General features: G+C 71.3%; 16 protein-coding genes and 1 pseudogene. 9 read left to right on the forward strand and 8 right to left on the reverse strand.

Annotation, left to right across the window (positions count from 1 at the left end; translation table 11 throughout):
- Positions 1-21 precede the first annotated feature (21 nt).
- The 3 genes from J5X86_RS23720 to J5X86_RS23730 all read right to left on the reverse strand — a co-directional run bounded on the left by J5X86_RS23720 (position 22) and on the right by J5X86_RS23730 (position 3171).
- Positions 22-783 carry a DeoR/GlpR family DNA-binding transcription regulator gene (locus J5X86_RS23720; RefSeq protein ID WP_020866433.1) on the reverse strand — a complete coding sequence of 254 codons (762 nt, stop codon included), beginning with the start codon at positions 781-783 and terminating at the stop codon, positions 22-24.
- A gap of 277 nt (positions 784-1060) precedes the next feature.
- Positions 1061-2413, reverse strand: coding sequence for a 6-phospho-beta-glucosidase (locus tag J5X86_RS23725; RefSeq protein ID WP_208518749.1), 1353 nt, complete (start codon positions 2411-2413; stop codon positions 1061-1063).
- Positions 2410-3171 (reverse strand): DeoR/GlpR family DNA-binding transcription regulator, encoded by a 762-nt coding sequence (locus J5X86_RS23730; protein WP_208518750.1) that lies wholly within the window; start codon positions 3169-3171, stop codon positions 2410-2412. The genes J5X86_RS23725 and J5X86_RS23730 overlap by 4 nt, the downstream gene beginning before the upstream one ends.
- 142 nt (positions 3172-3313) lie before the next feature.
- Here J5X86_RS23730 and J5X86_RS23735 point away from each other — a divergent pair, with 142 nt between their 5' ends.
- The 4 genes from J5X86_RS23735 to J5X86_RS23750 are packed head-to-tail and all read left to right on the forward strand — an operon-like array spanning position 3314 to position 7629.
- Entirely contained in the window at positions 3314-4441 is a 1128-nt protein-coding gene (locus tag J5X86_RS23735) for a PfkB family carbohydrate kinase (protein WP_208518751.1), read from the forward strand.
- 31 nt (positions 4442-4472) lie between these two features.
- On the forward strand, positions 4473-5903 hold the full coding sequence (locus tag J5X86_RS23740; RefSeq protein ID WP_208518785.1) for an extracellular solute-binding protein: 1431 nt from the start codon (positions 4473-4475) through the stop codon (positions 5901-5903).
- Positions 5900-6808, forward strand: a complete 909-nt coding sequence (locus J5X86_RS23745) for a carbohydrate ABC transporter permease (protein WP_208518752.1) — start codon at positions 5900-5902, stop codon at positions 6806-6808. Before J5X86_RS23740 ends, J5X86_RS23745 begins: the two co-directional genes overlap by 4 nt.
- Positions 6805-7629 carry a carbohydrate ABC transporter permease gene (locus J5X86_RS23750; RefSeq protein ID WP_208518753.1) on the forward strand — a complete coding sequence of 275 codons (825 nt, stop codon included), beginning with the start codon at positions 6805-6807 and terminating at the stop codon, positions 7627-7629. The genes J5X86_RS23745 and J5X86_RS23750 overlap by 4 nt, the downstream gene beginning before the upstream one ends.
- An 18-nt stretch (positions 7630-7647) precedes the next feature.
- Here the strand turns inward: J5X86_RS23750 and J5X86_RS23755 are convergent, their stop codons facing one another.
- Positions 7648-8406, reverse strand: coding sequence for a DUF72 domain-containing protein (locus tag J5X86_RS23755; protein WP_208518754.1), 759 nt, complete (start codon positions 8404-8406; stop codon positions 7648-7650).
- Complete coding sequence (locus J5X86_RS23760) at positions 8403-8642, reverse strand: hypothetical protein (protein ID WP_208518755.1); 240 nt, start codon at positions 8640-8642, stop codon at positions 8403-8405. Before J5X86_RS23760 ends, J5X86_RS23755 begins: the two co-directional genes overlap by 4 nt.
- 145 nt (positions 8643-8787) lie before the next feature.
- Between J5X86_RS23760 and J5X86_RS23765 the strand changes: the two are divergent.
- Together J5X86_RS23765 and J5X86_RS23770 are read left to right on the forward strand one after the other, a co-directional pair.
- A pseudogene (locus tag J5X86_RS23765) lies at positions 8788-9429 on the forward strand (phosphoribosyltransferase); the annotation flags it as partial.
- A gap of 38 nt (positions 9430-9467) precedes the next feature.
- Positions 9468-9737, forward strand: a complete 270-nt coding sequence (locus J5X86_RS23770) for a DUF1876 domain-containing protein (protein WP_059146202.1) — start codon at positions 9468-9470, stop codon at positions 9735-9737.
- Positions 9738-9879: 142 nt separating this feature from the next.
- Here the strand turns inward: J5X86_RS23770 and J5X86_RS52040 are convergent, their stop codons facing one another.
- A complete protein-coding gene (locus J5X86_RS52040; RefSeq protein ID WP_279595333.1) occupies positions 9880-10299 on the reverse strand; it encodes a LysM peptidoglycan-binding domain-containing protein in 420 nt (139 codons plus the stop codon).
- Positions 10300-10565: 266 nt separating this feature from the next.
- On the opposite strand from J5X86_RS52040, the gene J5X86_RS23780 reads away from it, so the two are divergent.
- The 3 genes from J5X86_RS23780 (at position 10566) to J5X86_RS23790 (ending at position 13483) form a co-directional block, all read left to right on the forward strand.
- Positions 10566-11315, forward strand: coding sequence for a DUF4232 domain-containing protein (locus tag J5X86_RS23780; protein WP_208518757.1), 750 nt, complete (start codon positions 10566-10568; stop codon positions 11313-11315).
- A gap of 163 nt (positions 11316-11478) precedes the next feature.
- Positions 11479-11649, forward strand: a complete 171-nt coding sequence (locus tag J5X86_RS23785) for a hypothetical protein (RefSeq protein WP_208518758.1) — start codon at positions 11479-11481, stop codon at positions 11647-11649.
- 103 nt (positions 11650-11752) lie between these two features.
- Positions 11753-13483, forward strand: coding sequence for an HEXXH motif domain-containing protein (locus J5X86_RS23790; RefSeq protein ID WP_308124698.1), 1731 nt, complete (start codon positions 11753-11755; stop codon positions 13481-13483).
- A 47-nt stretch (positions 13484-13530) separates the two neighbouring features.
- Here the strand turns inward: J5X86_RS23790 and fxsT are convergent, their stop codons facing one another.
- Both fxsT and J5X86_RS23800 read right to left on the reverse strand, forming a co-directional pair.
- Positions 13531-17889 carry an FxSxx-COOH system tetratricopeptide repeat protein gene (fxsT, locus tag J5X86_RS23795; protein ID WP_208518760.1) on the reverse strand — a complete coding sequence of 1453 codons (4359 nt, stop codon included), beginning with the start codon at positions 17887-17889 and terminating at the stop codon, positions 13531-13533.
- Entirely contained in the window at positions 17886-18995 is a 1110-nt protein-coding gene (locus tag J5X86_RS23800; protein ID WP_208518787.1) for a MoxR family ATPase, read from the reverse strand. The genes fxsT and J5X86_RS23800 overlap by 4 nt, the downstream gene beginning before the upstream one ends.
- Positions 18996-19056: the final 61 nt, after the last annotated feature.

Below are 19056 nucleotides of genomic sequence, written 5' to 3' on the forward strand. Positions count from 1 at the left end.
GAAAACAGCGGAGGAAGGGCGTCAGACCCTGACGATCTGGGGGCCCAGCAGCGAATAGCGATGTGCCTCGGTCAGCGGTAGACCGGTGTCGGTCACGATCGTTTCGAAGTCCGAGACATCGGCGAACCGGCAGAAGCTGACGGCTCCGAACTTGGTGTGCACCCCGGAGAAGATCTTCCGCCGGGACACTCGCACCACCTGCGCCTTGACCTCGCTGACCGCCGGATCCGGGGTGGTCAGGCCGTACTGGCGGGAGATGCCGTTGGCGCCGATGAAGGCCAGGTCGATGACGAAGCCCGAGAGCATATGCGTCGCCCAGTGGTCGACGGTGGCCATCGTGCCGCCGCGCACCCGGCCGCCGAGGAGCAGCACGGTGGTGTTGTCACGGGTGGCGAGGCCGGTGGCGGTCGTGAGGGAAGCGGTGATCACGGTGAGCGGCCGGTCCCGGGGCAGGGCCTCCGCGATCAGCTGCGGGGTGAATCCCTCGTCGATGAAGACCGTCTCGGCATCGCCCAGCAGATCGGCGGCCGCGGTCGCGATCCGCGACTTCTCGGGTACATGCATGGTGGTGCGGAAGGCCAGGGTGGTCTCGAAACCGGCGCTCTCCACGGGGTAGGCGCCGCCATGGGTGCGCCGCACCAGTCCGTGCTGTTCCAGAACCCGCAGATCGCGGCGCACCGTCTCCTTGGACACCCCAAGGTCGGCGGCGAGCTTGCCCACATCGACGACGCCGGCACGGCGAGCCGTGTCGAGGATCTCCCGACGGCGTTCCTCGGCGTCCACGCCGCACCTCCTGCCTTCTCTTTCGGCTTGCGTGGCAGTTTTACAAGCGTGCAACAGGAGTGGCCAGCCTTGGCACCGCGGAGATCGTGACTGTATGCGCCCGTTTCACAACCGTTATCTCAGCAGGTCAGGACGGATGAGGCAACGGACGGTGAGGAACCCGGATGCCTGATCATCCCCCTGGCAGGCCCGATTCTCGCCCGTTTACCCAAAGAGGGCGTGAACGGAGCCCGACCGGGCGCCTCCAGATACTGGGGAATGCCCGAACGGACATGTGCTATGAGCGGGCGAGCGCCCCGGAGGCGTCCAGAATCCGGCCCGCGACCTTGACCGAGTCCACCAAGGGGTGAAGTGCCAGGGCCCGCAGGGCCGCGCCGCGGGCGATGCCCGAATCGCTGCCCGCTTCGGTCGTGGCCGCCTCGATGGCCGAGCGCTCCACGGCCTTGAGCGACAGCATCAGGCCGAGCTGGTCCGGCGCCACCGCGCCGGTCGCCAGCGGCCGCGCCCCGCCCGCGTCCACCAGGCAGGGGACCTCCACCACGGCGTCCTCGTCCAGCCCGGGGACCGCCGTACGGTTGCGCACGTTGAGGATCAGCGTGGCGCGCTCATCGCGGGCGATGGCCCGCATGATGGCGAGCGCGATCCGGTCGTAGCCGCCGCCGTCCAGATCGCAGGAGTCGCGCTCCCAGCCGCCGGTGGCCTCGCGGCTCTCGGCCATGTACGTGGCCTCGCGCTCCAGCCGGGTGCGCTCCCACGCCGTGAGCGCCCCGGGCGCGCCGGAGCCCGCCGTCTCGTAGAACCGGGCCTGCTGGTCGCGGAGGAACTCCCCCCGGGTGGCCGGGGATTGGCGGATCGAGGCCACCGCCTCCCGGTTGAAGTAGTAGTAGTGCAGATACTCGTTCGGCAGCGCGCCGAGCGCCCGCAGCCACTCGGCGCCGAAGAGCTTGCCCTCCTCGAACGACTCCAGGGCGGCGGTGTCGCCGAGCAACTGGGGCAGCCGGTCCCGGCCGTCCACCACCACCCGGCGCAGCCAGCCCAGATGGTTGAGGCCCACGTAGTCGTAGACGGCCCGGTCCGGATCGGCCCCGACCGCCCGCGCGGCGCGGCGGCACAGGCCGACCGGGGAGTCGCAGATGCCGATCACCCGGTCGCCGAGCACCCGCTGCATCGCCTCGGTGACCATGCCCGCCGGGTTGGTGAAGTTGATGACCCACGCGTCCGGAGCCACGGTGGCGATCCGCTCCGCGATCCGCAGCGCCACCGGGAGGGTGCGCAGCCCGTAGAGCACCCCGCCCGCGCCCACGGTCTCCTGCCCCAACACCCCTTCGCCGAGCGGAATCCGCTCATCGTTCGCCCGGCCCTCCAGACCGCCCACCCGGATGGCCGAGAAGACGAAGTCGGCGCCGCGCAGCGCCTCGTCCAGGTCGGTGGTGGCACGGACCGCGGGGGCGGTGGGGCGGCCCTCGGCCTGTTCGGCCAGGACCGCGCGGATCGCGTCCAGCCGGTGCGGGTCGGTGTCGTACAGCACCAGCTCGGTGCAGCGCCCGGCCTCGTCCCCGGTGTCATCGAGCAGGGCCCGGTACACCAGGGGCATACGGAACCCGCCGCCGCCCAGCACAGTCAGCCTCATACGGTCACTACCTCCACATCGGCCTCGCGGAATACGGCGAGCGTCGCCGGGTCGGATGTCTTGTTGGTGATCAGGGTGTCGATCCGCTCCGGTCCGCAGATCCGGGCGAGGCCGGTGTCACCGGGGAACTTCCCCGCGGTGGCGAGCAGCACCACCTCCCGCGTGGCGCCGAGCATGGCCCGTTTGACCGGCACCTCCACATGGGTGCTGTCCAGCACGCTGCCGTCGGGGAGGACCCCGCTCGCGCCGAGGAAGAGCCGGCCGACCCGAAGCTGGCGGAGGTTGGACTCGGTGAGAAAACCGACCAGGGAGCGGTAGTTGGCGCGCACCTGCCCGCCCAGCAGGATCAGGGTCACCTTCGGGTCGTCGCGCAGCTCGTCGTAGACCGCGAGATTGCTGGTCACCACGGTGACCGGACGGCCGCGCAGCAGCTTGGCGAGCTGGAGGGTGGTGGTGCCGATGTCCAGCAGCAGCACATCGCCGTCCGCGACCAGCTCCGCGGCGGCGCGGGCGACGGCCTCCTTGTCGGCCAGGTCGTCGACCGCCACCTCGCCGAACGGGCGCTCCTCGTCCTCGGTGGGTGCCGCCACCGCGCCGCCGTAGACCCGGGTGAGCCGGCCCGCCCGGCCCAGCTCGGTGAGGTCCCGGCGGGCGGTGGCCTCGCTGATGCCCAGACGCGTGGCGATCTCCCCGATGGGCAGCACGCCCTCCTCGCCGAGGATGCTCAGCAGCTTCTCGTGGCGGGTCTCTCGCAGCATGGTGGCAACGTACTCCAGATGAGCGAGTGTGCGCGACTGTGATCGACCTCTTGCATTCGACACGGCCGAGGTGCAAGGTGTCGCTCACGCCACCAGGGTCCTGGGCGCGAACAGGCCATGCCGCACAAGGAAAGGCACGTCGGTGAGCACCACGGCCGCAACACCCGATCCGATCCAGCCGATCGACCCGCTCGCGGCGCTGCGCGCCTCCGCGGACCCCGAGCACGACGTGTACCTCACCGGCACCGTGTTCCTGGACATCATCTTCACCGGGCTCGACCACGCCCCCGTCCGCGGCACCGAGTCCTGGGCGCGCGGCATGGGATCGAGCCCAGGCGGCATCGCCAACATGGCCACCGCCCTGGCCCGGCTGGGACTGCACACCACGCTCGCCGCCGCCTTCGGCACCGATGTCTACGGCGACTACTGCTGGGAGAGCCTCGCCCTCGGCGAGAGGGTGGACCTCACCCACTCGCGGCGCGTCCCCGGCTGGCACTCCCCGGTCACCGTCTCCATGGCGTACGAGGGCGAGCGCACCATGGTCACCCATGAGCATCCGGCCCCGCCGCCCGCCGTCCAGGGCGCGCCGCCCCGCTCCCGCGCCTGTGTGACCGCCTTCGAACCGGGACGCCAGGAGGACTGGGTGCGCCAGGCGCACGCCCAGGGCAGCAAGATCTTCGCCGACGTCGGCTGGGACGAATCCGGCCGCTGGGACCCCGCCGCGCTCCCCGATCTGCCCTACACCCACGCCTTCCTGCCCAACGCGGCCGAGGCCCAGCGCTACACCCGCACCGACAGCCCCGAGCGGGCGGTGCGCGCCCTGGCGGAGCTGGTGCCGATCGCGGTCGTCACCCGGGGCGCCGAGGGCGCCGTGGCCATCGACTCGCTCACCGGGGAGAGCGCCGAGGTGCCAGGGCTGCCCGTGGACGCCCTGGACCCGACCGGGGCGGGCGATGTCTTCGTGGCCGGATTCATGACCGGAACGCTCGCGGGCTGGCCGCTCACCGACCGGCTCGCCTTCGCCAACCTCACCGCCGCCCTCTCCGTCCAGCACTTCGGCGGCTCCCTCGCCGCGCCCGGCTGGCCGGAAGTGGCCGCCTGGTGGAACCGTGTGCGGCGGCCTGCCGACGGCGCAGCGGACGCGGCCGAACTCGCCCGCCGCTACGCCTTCCTGGGCGAGCTGATCCCGGACCGGGTGCGCGACTGCCCACGGCCGCGGGCCCTGCCCACTATCGGCTTCCGGGTGCATGACAGTGCCCAACGGTCCTGACGCTCCTGACCACCGCATCGAGGAGAACCCCATGGAACTCGCCCGCACCCGGGCGCGCCGGCCACGCGGCAGAGCCGTCCCGGCCGTGCTCGCCGTCGGCGTCGTCCTGCTCGCCGCGGGGTGTGTCCCCGGCACCGACGGCTCGGGGGCCGCCGGTGCCGGGACCGGCGCGGCCACCGCGATACCCGATCCGGCCAAGGCCGGAAAGACCACGCTGACCGTGTGGGACCAGGAGATACGCGGCGGGACCAACGGCGAGATACAGCAGCTGAACCGGGAGTTCGAGAAGAAGTACCCCAATGTGCGGATCAAGCGGGTCGCCCGGAGCTTCACCGATCTGAAGACCACCCTGAAGCTGGCCGTCTCCGGTAACAATCCGCCCGATGTCATCCAGGCCAACCAGGGCTACCCGGACATGGTGGCCTTCGTCCGGGCCGGGCTGCTCGCCCCGCTCGACAACTACGCCGGGGTCTACGACTGGAACACCCGCTACCCCGGCACCCTGCTCAATCTCAACCGGGTCTCCGCCGATGGCAACGACTTCGGCAGGGGGCGGCTCTACGGCATCTCCCAGACCGGCGAGTACATCGGCCTCTACTACAACAAGGACCTGCTGAACCAGGCCGGGCTCCAACCCCCGCGCACCTGGGGCGAGTTCACCGACGGCCTGGCCCGGCTCAAGGACCGCGGCGAGCTGCCGGTCCAGTTCGGCAACCTCGACAAGTACCCGGCCATCCACACCTTCGGGGTGCTGCACGACCAGCTCGGCGCCGCCGACGCCCGCGACACCGTCCTCGGCCGCGGCGACGGCTTCGACAACGCCGCCACCAAGGACGCCGCGGCGACCCTCGCCGACTGGATGAAGCGCGGCTATCTGCCGGGCGGGGCCAACGGCCTCGGCTACGACGACGCGGCCAAGAAGTTCGCCTCCGGCGACGGCGCGTACCTGCTGACCGGCACCTGGCAGCTCGCCGACCTCAAGAAGTCCATGGGCGGCAAGCTGGGCATCATGCCGCCCCCGCCCGCCAGGGCCGGCGGCGACCCCGTCACCACCGGCGGTCAGGGCCTCGCCTGGTCCATCACCTCCCGCTCCCGCCACCCCGAGGTGGCCGCCGCCTATCTGGACTTCCTCACCGACGCGCACGCCGCCGACGTCATGACCCGGCACGGAGTGCTGCCCGCCGTACCGGGCAAGGCCGCGGAACAGGTGAGCCCGGACAGCGCCGACGGCCAGATGATCGCCGGCTGGAAGCGGCTGAGCGCCGCCGACGGACTCGTCCCGTACCTGGACTACTCCACCCCCAGCTTCTACGACACGCTCTCGGCCGCCCTCCAGGGCGTGATCAGCCGCAAGACCTCCCCGGACACCTTCGCCGCGACCCTGCAGAAGGACTACGGCGCGTTTATGACCAAGCAGCGCGAGCAGCACAAGGCCACCCCCGCACCGGCGGGGACCCGATGAAGCCCACCGCTCTTACCAGGGCCTACCGCCGCCGGGCGCCCGGAGAGCCGCGCGCCATCGGCTATGTGTACATCCTGCCCGCGCTGATCGTGTACGCCGCCTTCCTGCTCTACCCCTTCGGGCAGTCGGTGTGGCTGTCGTTCGTGCACTGGGACGGGCTGACGGTCGCCACCCCCGCTGGATTCGACAACTACCGCGCGCTGTTCAGCGACGCGAGCCTGCGCGCCCCCTTCCTCCACGCGCTGTTGCTGCTCGTCTTCTACGCGGCCCTGCCGGTGGCCATCGGACTGCTGCTGGCCGCCCTGATGTCCCGGGTCCGGATCCGGGGGATGACCTTCTTCCGTACGGTGCTGTTCCTGCCGCAGGTCCTGGCGCTGATCGTGGTCGGCGTGGCCTGGCGCTCGATCCTCGCCCCCGACGGGCTGCTCAACGACGCCCTCCGCGCGGTCGGCCTCGGCGGCCTCGCCCGCCCCTGGCTCGGCGACTACACCTGGGCGCTGCCCGCCGTCGGCATCGTCGGCACCTGGGTCGGCACCGGGCTGTGCATGGTCCTCTTCCTCGCCGGGGCCCAGCGCATCCCGCGTGAGCTGTACGAGGCGGCGCGAATGGACGGCGCCGGGCCGCTGCGCGAGTTCCTCACCGTCACCCTGCCCGGTCTGCGACCGCAGATCGCGGTGGCGCTGACCCTGACCATCGTGGCGGGGCTGCGCAACTTCGACCTGATCTACATCACCACCAGCGGCGGCCCCGGAAACGCCACCTCCGTACCCGCCTACGAGGTCTACCACCGGGCCTTCGAAACCAACCAGGTCGGCTCGGCCGCCGCCGTCGGCGTGGCCCTCACGGTCCTGATCTTCGTCCTGACCGTCACGGTCTCCCGGCTCGTGGAAGGGCGGCGGGCATGACGACACGCCTGGAACGCACCGTCACCTACGGCATCCTCGCCCTCTTCACGGTCATCGCGCTCACCCCCGTGATCGGCATCCTCGCCACGGCCTTCGGCTCGCAGAACTCCCTGGACACCGGCTTCTCGCTGCCGAAGGGCGGTCTGCACTGGAGCAACTTCGCCGACGCCTGGAGCCGTGGCCACTTCGGCACGTACCTCGGGAACTCGGTCCTGGTCACCGCGGTCGTGGTGGCCGCCACCACGGTGCTGGCCGTCCTCGCCGCGTACGCCTTCGGGGTGATGCGCTTCCCCGGCTCCACGGTGCTCTTCCACCTCTTCGTGATCGGGCTGACCCTGCCCCAGGAGGCGCTGGTCGTCCCGCTCTACTTCGATCTGCGCTACGCCGAACTCACCGACAGCTACTGGGCGTTGATCCTGCCGCAGACCGCGCAGTCCCTGGCCTTCGGGGTCTTCTGGATGCGCACGTACTTCCGCGGCAGCGCACGGGCGGTGATCGAGGCGGCCCGGATCGACGGGGCGAACACCTGGACCACGCTGTGGCGTGTCCTGGTCCCGATGGCCCGCCCGGCGATCTCCACCATGGTCGTGATCACCTTCATGTGGACCTGGAACGAGTTCCTGATGGCCCTGGTGATGGTCAGCGACGAGGCCCATCGCACGGTCCCCCTCGGCCTCGCCTTCTTCCAGGGCCAGCACAGCTCCGACGCGGCGCTCCTCGCGGCGGCCTCGGTGCTCATCGCCCTGCCGGTGGTCGTGGTCTACGTGGCGCTGCAGCGCCGGTTCATCGAGGGCATGCTGGGCGGGGCGGTGAAGGAGTGAGCCCGACGGGCACCGGCGCTACCGCGCGGGGGCGGCGCTGACCGGACGGCCGGCGCGGGCGACGGCGCGGGCGAAGACGGCCGCGTCGTGCACCGCCGCCCCGCCCGTGTCGTTGTTGAAGTACGCGTAGACCCGCGCCTCGGCCGGCCAGGTGTCCCGGATCCGCCGCGCCCAGGTGTCCAGCGCCTGGCGCCCGTAGTGCGGAGCCGGCCGGGCGAGGCCGCCATGGAAGCGCACATACCCCCACCCGGTGGTCCGCCACAGCGGGGTGACCGGGCGGGAGCCGGAGTCCGCCCAGCACAGCGCGGCCGCGCGGCGCTCCAGCACCGCGCGGATCTCCTCCGTCCACCAGGAGGTGTGCCGCGGTTCGACGGCCACCCGCGTCCCGGCGGGGAAGCGGCGCAGGCAGCGGTCCAGCAGCTCGCCGTCGGCCCGCAGGGTGGGCGGCAGCTGCAGCAGCACGGGGCCCAGCCGGTCGCCGAGCCCGGCCGCATGGGACATCAGCCGCGCCACCGGCTCGTCCGGATCGCGCAGCCGCTTGATGTGGGTGAGGAAGCGGCTCGCCTTGAGCGCCATCACAAAGCCCTCGGGAAGGCGCTCCCGCCAGGTGACGAACTGGTCGTACGAGGGCAGCCGGTAGAAGGCGTTGTTGCTCTCCACCGTGTCGAAGGCGTGGGTGTACTCCTCGAGCCACAACCGCTGCGGACAGCTCTCCGGGTAGAGGTCGCCGCGCCAGTCCCGGTACTGCCATCCCGAGGTGCCGACCAGGACGGTCATGCCTCGCCCGGATGCCAGGGCGGCCACTGCCCGGGCCGGTCCGCCCAGTGGACCTGGCCCGGGTCGTCGAGGTCGATATCGGGGAAGACCTGCCGGACGCGCGGCTCGAACTCCTCCGGTTCGAGTGGTTCGCAGCCCAGGCCGCGCAGCCGCACCCGCCGGTAGCGGCTGTCGGTGTCGAATGACTCGACGAAGACGGGGTACCCGGACTCGCCCGGGCCTGTGGCGTTCTCCATACCTCCAGGGTGCCGGAGTCCGTGGCATTCGCGCGCCCTGGCCGTCGGCCGGGGGGCCGCCGGTTTGCGGACGGGCCAATCGTCGGCTTGCTTCGTAACCGTCGGCTTGCTTCGCAGAAGAGTCCTGAGCAGCGGGGGTGAGTCAATGATCTTCACCGACCGGGTGGACGCCGGGCAGCGCCTCGGCGAGGCGCTGCGCCCCTTGGGCGACGCCGAACCGGTCGTGCTCGGGCTGCCCCGGGGCGGGGTGCCGGTGGCCTTCGAGGTGGCCCGGACGCTCCATGCGCCCCTGGACGTGATCATCGTCCGTAAGCTCGGCGTCCCCTTCCACCGGGAGCTGGGGTTCGGCGCGATCGGCGAGGGCGGTGTACGGGTCGTCCATGAGGCGATCGTCCGGATGAGCCGGGCCGACCAGGAGGATCTCGCCGAGGTGGAGCGGACCGAGCGGGAGGAGCTGGCCCGCAAGGCGCGCCGGTTCCGCCAGGGCCGCTCACGGGTCCCGGTCGAGGGCCGCACCGTGATCGTCGTGGACGACGGCATCGCGACCGGCGCCACGGCCCAGGCCGCCTGCCGGGTCGCACGGGTCCAGGGCGCCGCCCGGGTGGTCCTCGCAGTGCCGGTGGCGCCGCCGGACGCGGTCACCACGTTGCGCGAGGACGCGGACGAGGTGGTGGCCCTCTCGACTCCGTCGGACTTCGCGGCGGTGGGGGAGTGGTACGAGGACTTCTCCCAGACCGCGGACGACGAGGTGGTGGAGTTGCTGTCCCGGTCGACTGGAGAGACGGGTGAGGCGCATCCTGGAAGGTAACGCAGGAGGTGATCGCGATGGAGACGATCGTGGGATGCGACATTCAGATGGAATTCCGTGAGATCGGTCCGCTGACCGAAGCGGTCGTCCGGCTGAGGATGCACGACGGCACCGAGATGCTGGCTCAGGGCCGTGCCAACCGCAACCCCGAGGACCCGTCACAGCCGAGGGTCGGCGAGGAGATCGCGGCTGCGCGAGCACTGACCAATCTGGCGCACCGGCTGATCGGCAAGGCAGGTGGCGACATCGAGGAAGTCACCCACTCCAAGGCGCATTTGTTGATCTGAGGCCCGTTGAGGGGCAGGGCCGTCCGCCGCGGTGGTCCACCGCGGGCGGAGGCTCATATGGGTATGCGCGCGTGTCCGTATATCCGCATGCCGGTATGCCCGTCGCTGTCCGGACGCCCGGCCGTTCAGTGGCGCCGCCTGTTCAGTGGCGCGCGAGGGTGAGCTGCTGGCCGGGGCGGATCACATCCGGGTCGGCGCCGATCACCTGGCGGTTGATCTCGTAGAGGCGCTCCCAGCCGCCCGGCACGTTCTCCGTGTCCGCGATCGCGGAGAGGGTGTCGCCGTGCACGACCGTGTACGAGGTGGGCTGAGGGTGCGCCTTGGCCGGGGGCTCGGGCACGGCCTTCGGGACGATGAGGAGCGGCTGCGCCTTCGCGGCCGTGACCGTCTTGACGGTGGTGACGGCCGGGGCGGGCGAGGTGGGTGTGGCGACTGAGGCGGCGTTCGCCTGGCTGATGCCGATGAGCGGCAGGGCGACCCCGGCGCCGCCCGCGGTGATCGCGAGCGAGGCACGGGAGACGCGGTGGGGGCGGGGCCGGCGATGACGTCCTCGAGCGGCCATGGAGTCCTTCTTCCTGTCCTGGTACGGCAGTTGGCAAGTGCGATGGCTGCCGAACAGTAATCCCACGGTTCTGGCTGGGACAAGACGTTCTGATGTTTGCGGTAGAGAATCCCATGTGAGGAATTGGCACGCTGATGCGATCAATGTGCCCGGACATAAGAGCCTTCAGGCGGGGAAGGGAGACTGAAGGGGGACGCACGGGAGGCATCGGGGCACCCGACCTCGCGGCCGGTCCCCGGCAGATGGCTGACCTCGGGAGGTCGCTCATGAGTCAACGCAACGGCTCGGCTGCTCGGCGTACGACGACATCGCGGTCCCGCTCGCTCCGGCCACCGGTCTTATGCGCGCTGCTCGTCGGCGCGCTGGCCACGGTCACCGCCTGCGGCAGCGACACCGGGGACGGGGACTCCGCGCAGCGCGCCTCGTCCGTCACCTCCGCCTCCTCGGCCGCACCACCCTCCTCCCCTTCGGCCGACTCCGCCGACACATCCGAACGCTCACGGAACGAGCGACCCGCCTCGCACACCGCGCAGTCCCCTCCGCCGTCGGCGCACTCCGCCCCCTCGCATGCGTCCTCCTCGCAGCCCGCCGCCGCCTCCGGTGCGCGCCGCGTCTGCTCCAAGACGCAGTTGACGCTGTCGGCCGGCCGGGTGGATGTGGGCGCCGGCAATGTGTATCTGCCCCTGGTGTTCACCAACAAGGGCGCCACGGCCTGCACTCTCACCGGATATCCCGGTGTCTCGCTGCTCGATTCGGCCGACTCGGCGATCGGCGCCCCCGCCACCCGGCGCGGCCCCACGCACTCTCCGATCTCCCTGCCGCCCGGCGGCAGCGCCTCCGCCGCCCTGCATACGCTGAACGAGGGCATGACCGACACCCCGTGCCGCCGCGCCGCCGCGCGGATTCGCGTCTATCCGCCGGATTCCTTCGATGCGATGAAGATCTCGGCGCGGTCGTTCCGGGCGTGCGGAGGCGTGTTCGAGGTCGAGGCGATGCGGTCCGGAACGGGTGGATGACACCGACATATCGGGGCGTTCCCCGGCGCGCCGACGTGTCCGAAAATCTTGACAAGGCGGGCGCCGACTGGCCGTGTTCACCCTTTCGCAATCAATAGGGGGTAGGCCACCATAGGGATGCCGCAAATGAGCCGGTAGGGAGCGTCCGGAGGGGGACCGTGTCATGGAGCGAGTCGCGACCGAGGTCGAGACAGAGCTACTGGACCTTTCGGGGGCGACACTCGAAGACCTTGAGCGGCACGAGGGGCTTTCCGCGGTGACGGAGCGGCTGCTGGACATCGTCCAGTTCCCGCCGACGGTCGGCGGTAACTCGTCGGCGTCGGGCGCGTGCTGAGTTGAAGGTCACTATGACGTCCTCCGGCGTTCGGGGTGGCGCCCATCGTTTATCGGCGGAGTGTTTCACCGAGTTGGCGCGGGGTTCGGGCGGTCCCTCGGCCGTGGCCGAGCTGAGGTCGGGACAGCGCAGCCGGGCCATGCTGCTGCTGCGCGCCTTGGTGGACATCGCGTCCGAGCACCCCTCCCTGCCCGGCCCCCTTCCTCCATCCCAGGACGCCTGGCAACTGCTGATCCGGGCCGAGCGCCGCTCCCCGGCCGCTGTGGAGACCCTGCTGCTGCACCCTCCGGTAGGGGTGTGGCTCAATTGCTGTCTGCGCAGGCTGCGCGGTCTGGAATCGGGGGATGGCCCGCTGTGGAGCGCGGTGGGCTATCTGCATGCCACAGCCGCCTCGGCCGCTCTTCTCGCCGGAATCGACTTCCGCATCACCGTCCCGGTAGGCGACGGCGGGGTGATGCTGCCCGCTCTGGGAATCGCCCGCATTCCGGACGGGGCCGAAATCGCCGAAGTCGTCGTGGCCGAGGGAAAGGCGGCAGTGTTATGCGGCCCGCATTCGGTGACACTGCCCGCCGATTTCTCTGCGGAGGCCCCGGGCTGGCACGGTCTGCGGCGACTGAGCGGAGAACACCGGGGGATTGTCTGCTCACCCTTTGTCGACGACATTGATCCCTATCGCGACTTTTTCCGCATCAGACCCCCGGAGCGCCTCACCGACGAGGAGCGGGAGGACTGGCAGGAACGATTCGACGGCGCCTGGCGGCTGGTCTGCCAACAGTCCAATGTGGATCCGAGGGGAATCGGTGCTTCCCTGTCCTCTGTCGTGCCTGTGCCGTATCTCTCCTGGCCCGAACCGTTCAGCGCCTCATCGCCCGAGGCGTACGGCTGTGTGCTGCTCAACGGGGCCACGGACCCGCTGACCCTCGCCGCGGCGCTGGTGCACGAGGCCCAGCACATCAAACTCAGCGCCCTGATGGACCTGGTGCCCCTGATCGAAGGGGGCCTGGAGGAGATCCACTACGCGCCCTGGCGGCTGGACCCGCGACCGCTGCGCGGGCTCCTCCAGGGGGTGTACGCGTTCCTGGGCGTGACCGGATTCTGGTGGGACCGGGTGCGGCGCGCCGAGCCCGGACCGGCTCGGGACAGCGCCGCGTTCGAGTTCGCGCTGCGGCGGGCACAGACCGACTCGGGGCTGCGCACGCTCCTCGCTGACGCCGAACTGACCCCCAGGGGCGAGGAGTTCCTCCACCGGCTGGAGGGCCGGCTGGCCTTGTGGCTCGCGCAGCGGGTGCCCTCCGTACCGAAGCGCCTGGCGTCCGATCTGCTCGACGACCACCGGCTCGTCCACCGCATGCGCCACCTGTCGACGGACCCGGAGCGGACCGCCCAGTGGGCGTGGGCCTGGCGGGAGCGGACCGACCCTCCGCGGGAGCTGCCCGCCACCTCGGTCCGGCCGACCCGTCCCGGGGCACTGGCGCGCCCGGCGCTCGCCCGGCACCGGCTAAGGGACCCGGCGGGGTTCGCCCGGCTGTGCGAGGGTGGGGAAGCGGGGATTCCACAGGGCGACGAGGCCCCGGACCAGGCCGACCTCGACTGGGCCGCAGGGGACACTGCGGCCGCGCTGCGCGGCTTCCGGGACCGGCTGGAAGTGGACCCGGAGGACATCGAGGCGTGGGCAGGGCTCGCGCTCGGCCTACCGGACGGCCCGGCCAGGACGACGCTGCTGAGCCGCCCCGAGCTGGTTCTGGCCGTGCACCGGGGGGTGCGCACCGCGCACGGCGAGGGCCCCGATCCGTTGGCTCTCGCACGATGGATCGGGACGCGCACGCATCGATGAACGGCCGGTGGGGCGGGCCGTCCGCGCGGCGGGACGGCCGCCGGAGGTCAGACGGCCGTAGCCTCCACATCGCAGTCCGCCCGGATGCCCCGGGCCGCCGCGACCGTGGCCGGATGGCTGGCCGTCAGCACCCGGCGCATCCGGCTGAGCGCGTCCTGGTGCAACTCCTCCGCCTGCCTGCCCTCGCCCAGCGCACGCAGATCCCCCGACAGATTGACCGCACACGCGAGGGTGGTGGGGTGGTCCTCACCGAGCTTGGACCGGCAGGTCGCCAGGGTCTCGGTGTCCAGGTCGTGGGCCTCCTGGTAGTCCGCGAGCGTGTAGTGGTCGCTGGCCATGTTGATGGCGCAGGTCAGCGCCACGGGATGGTCGGCCCCCAGCTGCTCGACGAGCACCGGCAGCGTTTCCTTGTTCAGCACGAGCGCCTCATCGGTCTCGCCCAGCAGCCTCAGGGTCACCGCGAGGTCGACCGCGGCGCTCAGGGTCGCCGGATGCCGTTCCCCCAGGGCGACGCGCATGTCGTCAAGGCACTTCCGGCCGAGCTCACGGGCGCCTTCCAGATCGGCGGTCTGCCGTAGATCCATCGACAGGTTCAGGGCCGTCGTGGTGATGTTGATGTTGGGTTCGGTATAGCGCAGCCGATAGCGCTCCAGCACCTCTCGGCTGAGGTCCAGGGCGCCCTCGTGGTCGCCCGCCTTGCGGCGCGCCACGGCGAGATTGCGCAGGGCGTAGACACCGACGGGCGCGTTCTGCGGCAGCACCCGGCGGACGCGGGCACAGGTCTGTTCCAGCATGTCGCGGGCGGCCAGGTACTCCCCGCTCTCGCGGACATCGATGCTGAGATTGGCCTCCACCAGAATGGTGAGCAAGGCGTCCTCGCCGAGCACCAGACCGGCGGTGCGCCGTGCCTCCTCGTCCATCTGCCGGGCCTGTGCGTAGTTCCCCGCAGCGCGCAGCGCCACGGCGTAGTCGTTCGCCGCGCCGATGGAGTACGGGTCCTCGTCCCCGAAGAGCCGCAGGGTCCTGGTCCAGCGGTTCTTCTCCAGCTCCACGTATCGTGGGTAGTCGCCCTGGTAGCGGGTGTCAACGGCGACCGCGCCCTGAGTCACCAGGGTGTTCTCGTGGTCGTCGCCCTCGCTGGCGCGCTGCAGCTCCAGCGTCCGGCTGTTGAGTTCCCTGGCCTCCTTGAAGTGGCCGAGCACGGTCAGGACATGGCCCAGGGTCCGGGAGACGGCCAGCGTCTCCGGACTGTCCTCACCGAGTGTCTCGACCCAATTGCGGCGCACCTGGTTACCGAGTTCCAGCGCACCCTCGTGGTCCCCCCAGATGAAGAGGAAACGCACCAGATTCCGCACCATCTGCCGCACCCATTTGTCGTCGCACTCCATCGCGCGCGAGGCCCGGACATGGGAGAGGAGGTCGGCGTACCGCCCCCAGTTCGGGGGAGCGACGTCGTTGGGGTCGCCGAAGGCCAGCAGCACATGGGCGCTGTGCCGCATGTCCGCCTGCTGCTGCGTGGACATCTGGCCGATCAGCACGGCCTGGACCAGCCGGTGCATTTCGATCGTGTTGCTGCGGTGATTGATTTTGATCAGGGCGTAGCGGTTGATCTCACGGATCGCGTGGCCGAGCTTGATGGGGTCCTGCAGCACCTCCGACAGCTCGGGGGAGAGGGACACCCCGCGCACGCCGGAGAAGAGCCGCCGGGAGATCGGCTCGGGCGCGAAGAACGAGCACATCTGCAGAAGTTGAAGCGCACCGGGATGGGTTTCGGCCAGCCGGCGCAGCGACATGTTCCAGGCGGCGGCGACCGGTTCGGGGTAGTCCACCGGAACGCCCGCCGCCAGCAGCTCGTTACGGCGGGTGGAGACATCGGCCCGCTCGTCCTCGAACACCTGAAGGTATTCGTCGACCGGCATACCCGTTTCGGTGAGCCAGGCTGCCGCCTGCTCGATGGCCAGCGGAAGGTCCCCCAGGGCGTCGGCGACCCGGTCGGCCTGGTCGCGCGGCAGCTCCGGCCCCCGGCGGCGCAGCAGCTCGATGCTCTCCTCCCGCTCGAAGACGTCCACTTCGACCGTGCGGGCGGCGCGCGACCACTGTGCGTTCCTCGAGGTGACCAGGATCCGGCCCGGCCCGCCCGCCGGGAAGAACGGCCGCACCGTCTCCAGTTCTTCGGCGTTGTCGAAGACCAGCAGCCAGTTGCGGCACGGGCGTCCGGTGCGCAGCGCGTCGAGCACGCTGGGCACGGCCGTGTTGGCCTCCATGCCCGCGCGCAGCCCGAGCCGCTCGGCGAGCTGCACCAGCGCCTGGCGGATCTGCTCGGGGCGCTCCGCCGGGATCCACCACACCGCGTCGTAGTCGGCGGCGTGCTGATGGACGTACTCCAGTGCGATCTGTGACTTGCCCACCCCGCCCAGCCCGTGCAGGGCCTCGGGCAGCACGGCGGCGGTGCCCTCGCTCCTCAGCCGCTCGTGGAGAGTGTCGAGCAACGTCTGCCGCCCGGTGAAGTTGTTGTTCCGGGGCGGTACATTTCCCCAGATGGACGGGGGTTCCCCGGCCTGGCGCTCCTCCACGGCGGGCAGGGACCGGGCAGCGGTCACGGACACGAATGTTCCTCTCAGATGCTCCCCCGCCGGGCCCGGCGTGCCGTGCGCCGGCGGGGATGGTGAATCGTCGGCCTCGGGTTGCGGATCAGGTCGGGGAGTCGTGGAGTACGTCATGTCAACCGCCTCGGAGTCCACATATTTTCCCCTGCGAAATGCGTCTTCAACTGGATCGGGTCGGCTTTCCCCCGAGCGGGCGAGCGCCTGATGGGCCAGGACCAGGGCGCGAAAGGAGCGCGCGCCCTCCAGATACGGACCGGAAAGCGCTTGGTAGACCTGTTCCTGAAGGCGGATATACGGAAGCAGGCGCTCCGTCCTGGGAAGGTCGCGCACCGACCCGGAGGGGTGGTTGAGTAGATCGCGGAGCATCAGCAGCGGCTTCCAGCGGCGGCCGAGCCGATCGAGGACGCTCCCGAGGATGTACAGCGACTCGTCCCGCATCCCGGCGGACAGCAGCAGTTCCCGTACCCCGTCGTGGAACTCGTAGCCGATGCCCGTCTCGTCCAGCGGGTCGGCGGTTCCCACCTTGCGCAGCAGTCCGCCCAGCAGGACCTCGGCCAGGTCGCCCGGGCTGCCCTCCGGCTGGTGGATCCCCTGCACGAACTCCATCACGGGAATGTTCAACGGCGCGGCGGCCAGCCGGGACGCCAGCCGGAAGGCGTTCGGCGAGGCGGTGGCGCGGAACCGGAAGACGCGGTCCCAGGCGCTCGGTTCGGGTTCGGGGTCCCAGCGCTCGGCCGGCGCCCCGGGCAGCAGCGCCATCGTGTCCTCGCCGCGCGCCGACGGGCGGGTCACCAGCCGCGCCCAGTTGGCCATCCACCGCGCGTCCAGCTCCAGTACCGGGACGGGTGGTGCGCCGCCCGGCCAGGAACCGCCGTCCGCCCGCCGCCAGGTGCCATTGGGCGCGCCCGGTTCGGGGACCCGCACCCGCACCCGCTCCGGCGCCACACCGGTGTGGTGCCAGCGGCCCTGGTGCAAGACATGCAGCACGGCGACCGAGGCGTGCCGCGCCCAGTGGGCCAGCGCGCGCTGGGCGCTCTCATCGGCCCAGGCCGCGCCGATGCCGTCGGTCAGCACCAGCACCGTCCGCTTGCCGCGCGGCGCCATCCCGTCGACCGGCGACCGGTCCTCGGGTAACGGATGGTCGGTGTTCAGCCGGTGCACCCGCACATCCCGGAAGGCGCCGGTGCGTTGCAGCACGGTGACCAGATGCTCGGCCGTCCGCCGCCACACCACCATCGAACTGCCGCAGTCCACCACCAGAACGGCGTCCATCCAGCGCTCGCGCACCGGCACACAGGCGGGCACCCACAGCCCCTCGCGCGCCGCGCACTCGGCCGTGGCCTCCTCGTCGATCTCCATCTCGACCAGCGAGGGCGAGGTGCGCTTGAGCGGCCGCAGCGCCCGGGACAGGGCACGCTCGGGCAGCGGCGGCTCGGAGAGGGACGCCCGGCGCGCGGGTACGAAGGCTTCCGCGACGGTCACCGGCTCCGCGTCTCCAGGCGGTGCGGGGACGCCGAGCAGCTCCACGGGGAGCAGCGGCTCCGCGACCGCGGGCCCAGCCTCGGACTCGGCCGCGGGGTGCTCCCCTTCGCGGTCCTGCCGCGGCTCGTCGGACGGCTCGTCACCGGGCGGCGGGGCGTCCGCCTCCGGTGTCCCCGGGAGGGGTCCCGGGTCCGGCCGCCCGGGGCCGGGGTCCGTCTCGGCCTTGCAGACCGCCAGCCACAGGGCGTCGGCCAGCTGCCGCCAGTCGAGGTCCCGTGGGCCGGGCCCGGCGGCCCGGCCGCCTGGGTCATATGTCATGTCGAGCCTGCTGCACTGTCCAGCCGGTGCCAGACGGCCTGCAGTAGCTCCTCCCACTCGGGCCCCGGTACATGTGACTGGGCCGTCACCAGATACACCGCGTTGAGCAACTGGTCGGCGGCGAGGCCGCCTTCGCGCTCGCTGCGCTCGAGGAACATCTGGATCAGCTCCCGCGCGCGTGGATCGTCGGCCCGTCCCAGATGCGCGGCCACGATCGCGGCGAGCCGGTCCGCGTCCGGGTCGGGCAGCCGAAGCTGGAGACAGCGCCGCAGGAACGCGGGCGGGAAATCCCGTTCGCCGTTGCTGGTGATGACGACGACGGGGAAGGCGCTGCAGCGCACCCGACCCGAGGCGATGACGGTACTGCGCTCCGGATCGTCGGTGAGGACCGATACGGCCGGGCGGCGTCGGCGGATGCGCACCAGCTCGGGAATGGAGTATTCGCCGGCCTCGAAGATGTCGAGCAGATCATTGGGCAGATCGATATCGCTCTTGTCGAATTCGTCGATGAGCAGGACGCGCGGCAGACGGTGCGGGAGCATCGCCGTGCCCAGCGGGCCGAGTTGGAGGAAGTCGCCGATGTCCTCCGGTCCGGGCTCGTGCGTGTCCCCCTCCGACGCCTGTCCGGCCGCGGCGGCGTGCACACGGCCGACGGCATCGTAGCCGTAAAGCCCGGCCCGCAGGGTGGATCGCGTCGTGATCGGCCAGCGCAGCACCCGGCCCAGGCCCAGCTCCCGGCTGATGCGATACGCGAGCGTCGACTTGCCGGTGCCCGGGCGGCCCGTCACCAGAAGGGGACGCCTGAGGATCAGCGCCGCGTTGACGAGATCGGCCTCCTCGGGGTCGGAGCGCACGCCCAGGGGTGCCGTGCCCAGCCGCCGGGCGGTGTCCTGCTCGTCCTCCGGCGGCGCCGGGGGCTCGGTCGGGGTGTCGTCCCGATCGGATAACGCGCCGGGCCGGCCGTCGCCGTCGGGCGGGCAGGCCGAGACCCCGCCGAAGGTGCGCCATGGGGGCGGCGGCGGAAGGATCTCCTCCAGGCTTACGTCGTGGAGCGGGCGCCCGGTGCCCTGGTAGATCCACCAGGGGCGCGGTATCCCGGACGGCAGGGCACCGGAAGCGGACCCCGAGTCCTGCTGGACCCGTCCGTTGTGGCGCCGCGCAGGCTCT

The sequence above is a fragment of the Streptomyces sp. NEAU-YJ-81 genome (assembly GCF_017592595.1).
GTDB lineage: Bacteria > Actinomycetota > Actinomycetes > Streptomycetales > Streptomycetaceae > Streptomyces > Streptomyces hygroscopicus_B.

Bases quoted from the DNA above. Each gene is read 5' to 3' on its own strand.
- J5X86_RS23725 (WP_208518749.1), bottom strand. From the start codon at position 2,413: ATGAGGCTGACTGTGCTGGGCGGCGGCGGGTTCCGTATGCCCCTGGTG.
- J5X86_RS23730 (WP_208518750.1), bottom strand. From the start codon at position 3,171: ATGCTGCGAGAGACCCGCCACGAGAAGCTGCTGAGCATCCTCGGCGAG.
- J5X86_RS23740 (WP_208518785.1), top strand. From the start codon at position 4,473: ATGGAACTCGCCCGCACCCGGGCGCGCCGGCCACGCGGCAGAGCCGTC.
- J5X86_RS23745 (WP_208518752.1), top strand. From the start codon at position 5,900: ATGAAGCCCACCGCTCTTACCAGGGCCTACCGCCGCCGGGCGCCCGGA.
- J5X86_RS23750 (WP_208518753.1), top strand. From the start codon at position 6,805: ATGACGACACGCCTGGAACGCACCGTCACCTACGGCATCCTCGCCCTC.
- J5X86_RS23755 (WP_208518754.1), bottom strand. From the start codon at position 8,406: ATGACCGTCCTGGTCGGCACCTCGGGATGGCAGTACCGGGACTGGCGC.
- J5X86_RS23760 (WP_208518755.1), bottom strand. From the start codon at position 8,642: ATGGAGAACGCCACAGGCCCGGGCGAGTCCGGGTACCCCGTCTTCGTC.
- J5X86_RS23770 (WP_059146202.1), top strand. From the start codon at position 9,468: ATGGAGACGATCGTGGGATGCGACATTCAGATGGAATTCCGTGAGATC.
- J5X86_RS52040 (WP_279595333.1), bottom strand. From the start codon at position 10,299: ATGGCCGCTCGAGGACGTCATCGCCGGCCCCGCCCCCACCGCGTCTCC.
- J5X86_RS23780 (WP_208518757.1), top strand. From the start codon at position 10,566: ATGAGTCAACGCAACGGCTCGGCTGCTCGGCGTACGACGACATCGCGG.
- J5X86_RS23785 (WP_208518758.1), top strand. From the start codon at position 11,479: ATGGAGCGAGTCGCGACCGAGGTCGAGACAGAGCTACTGGACCTTTCG.
- fxsT (WP_208518760.1), bottom strand. From the start codon at position 17,889: ATGACATATGACCCAGGCGGCCGGGCCGCCGGGCCCGGCCCACGGGAC.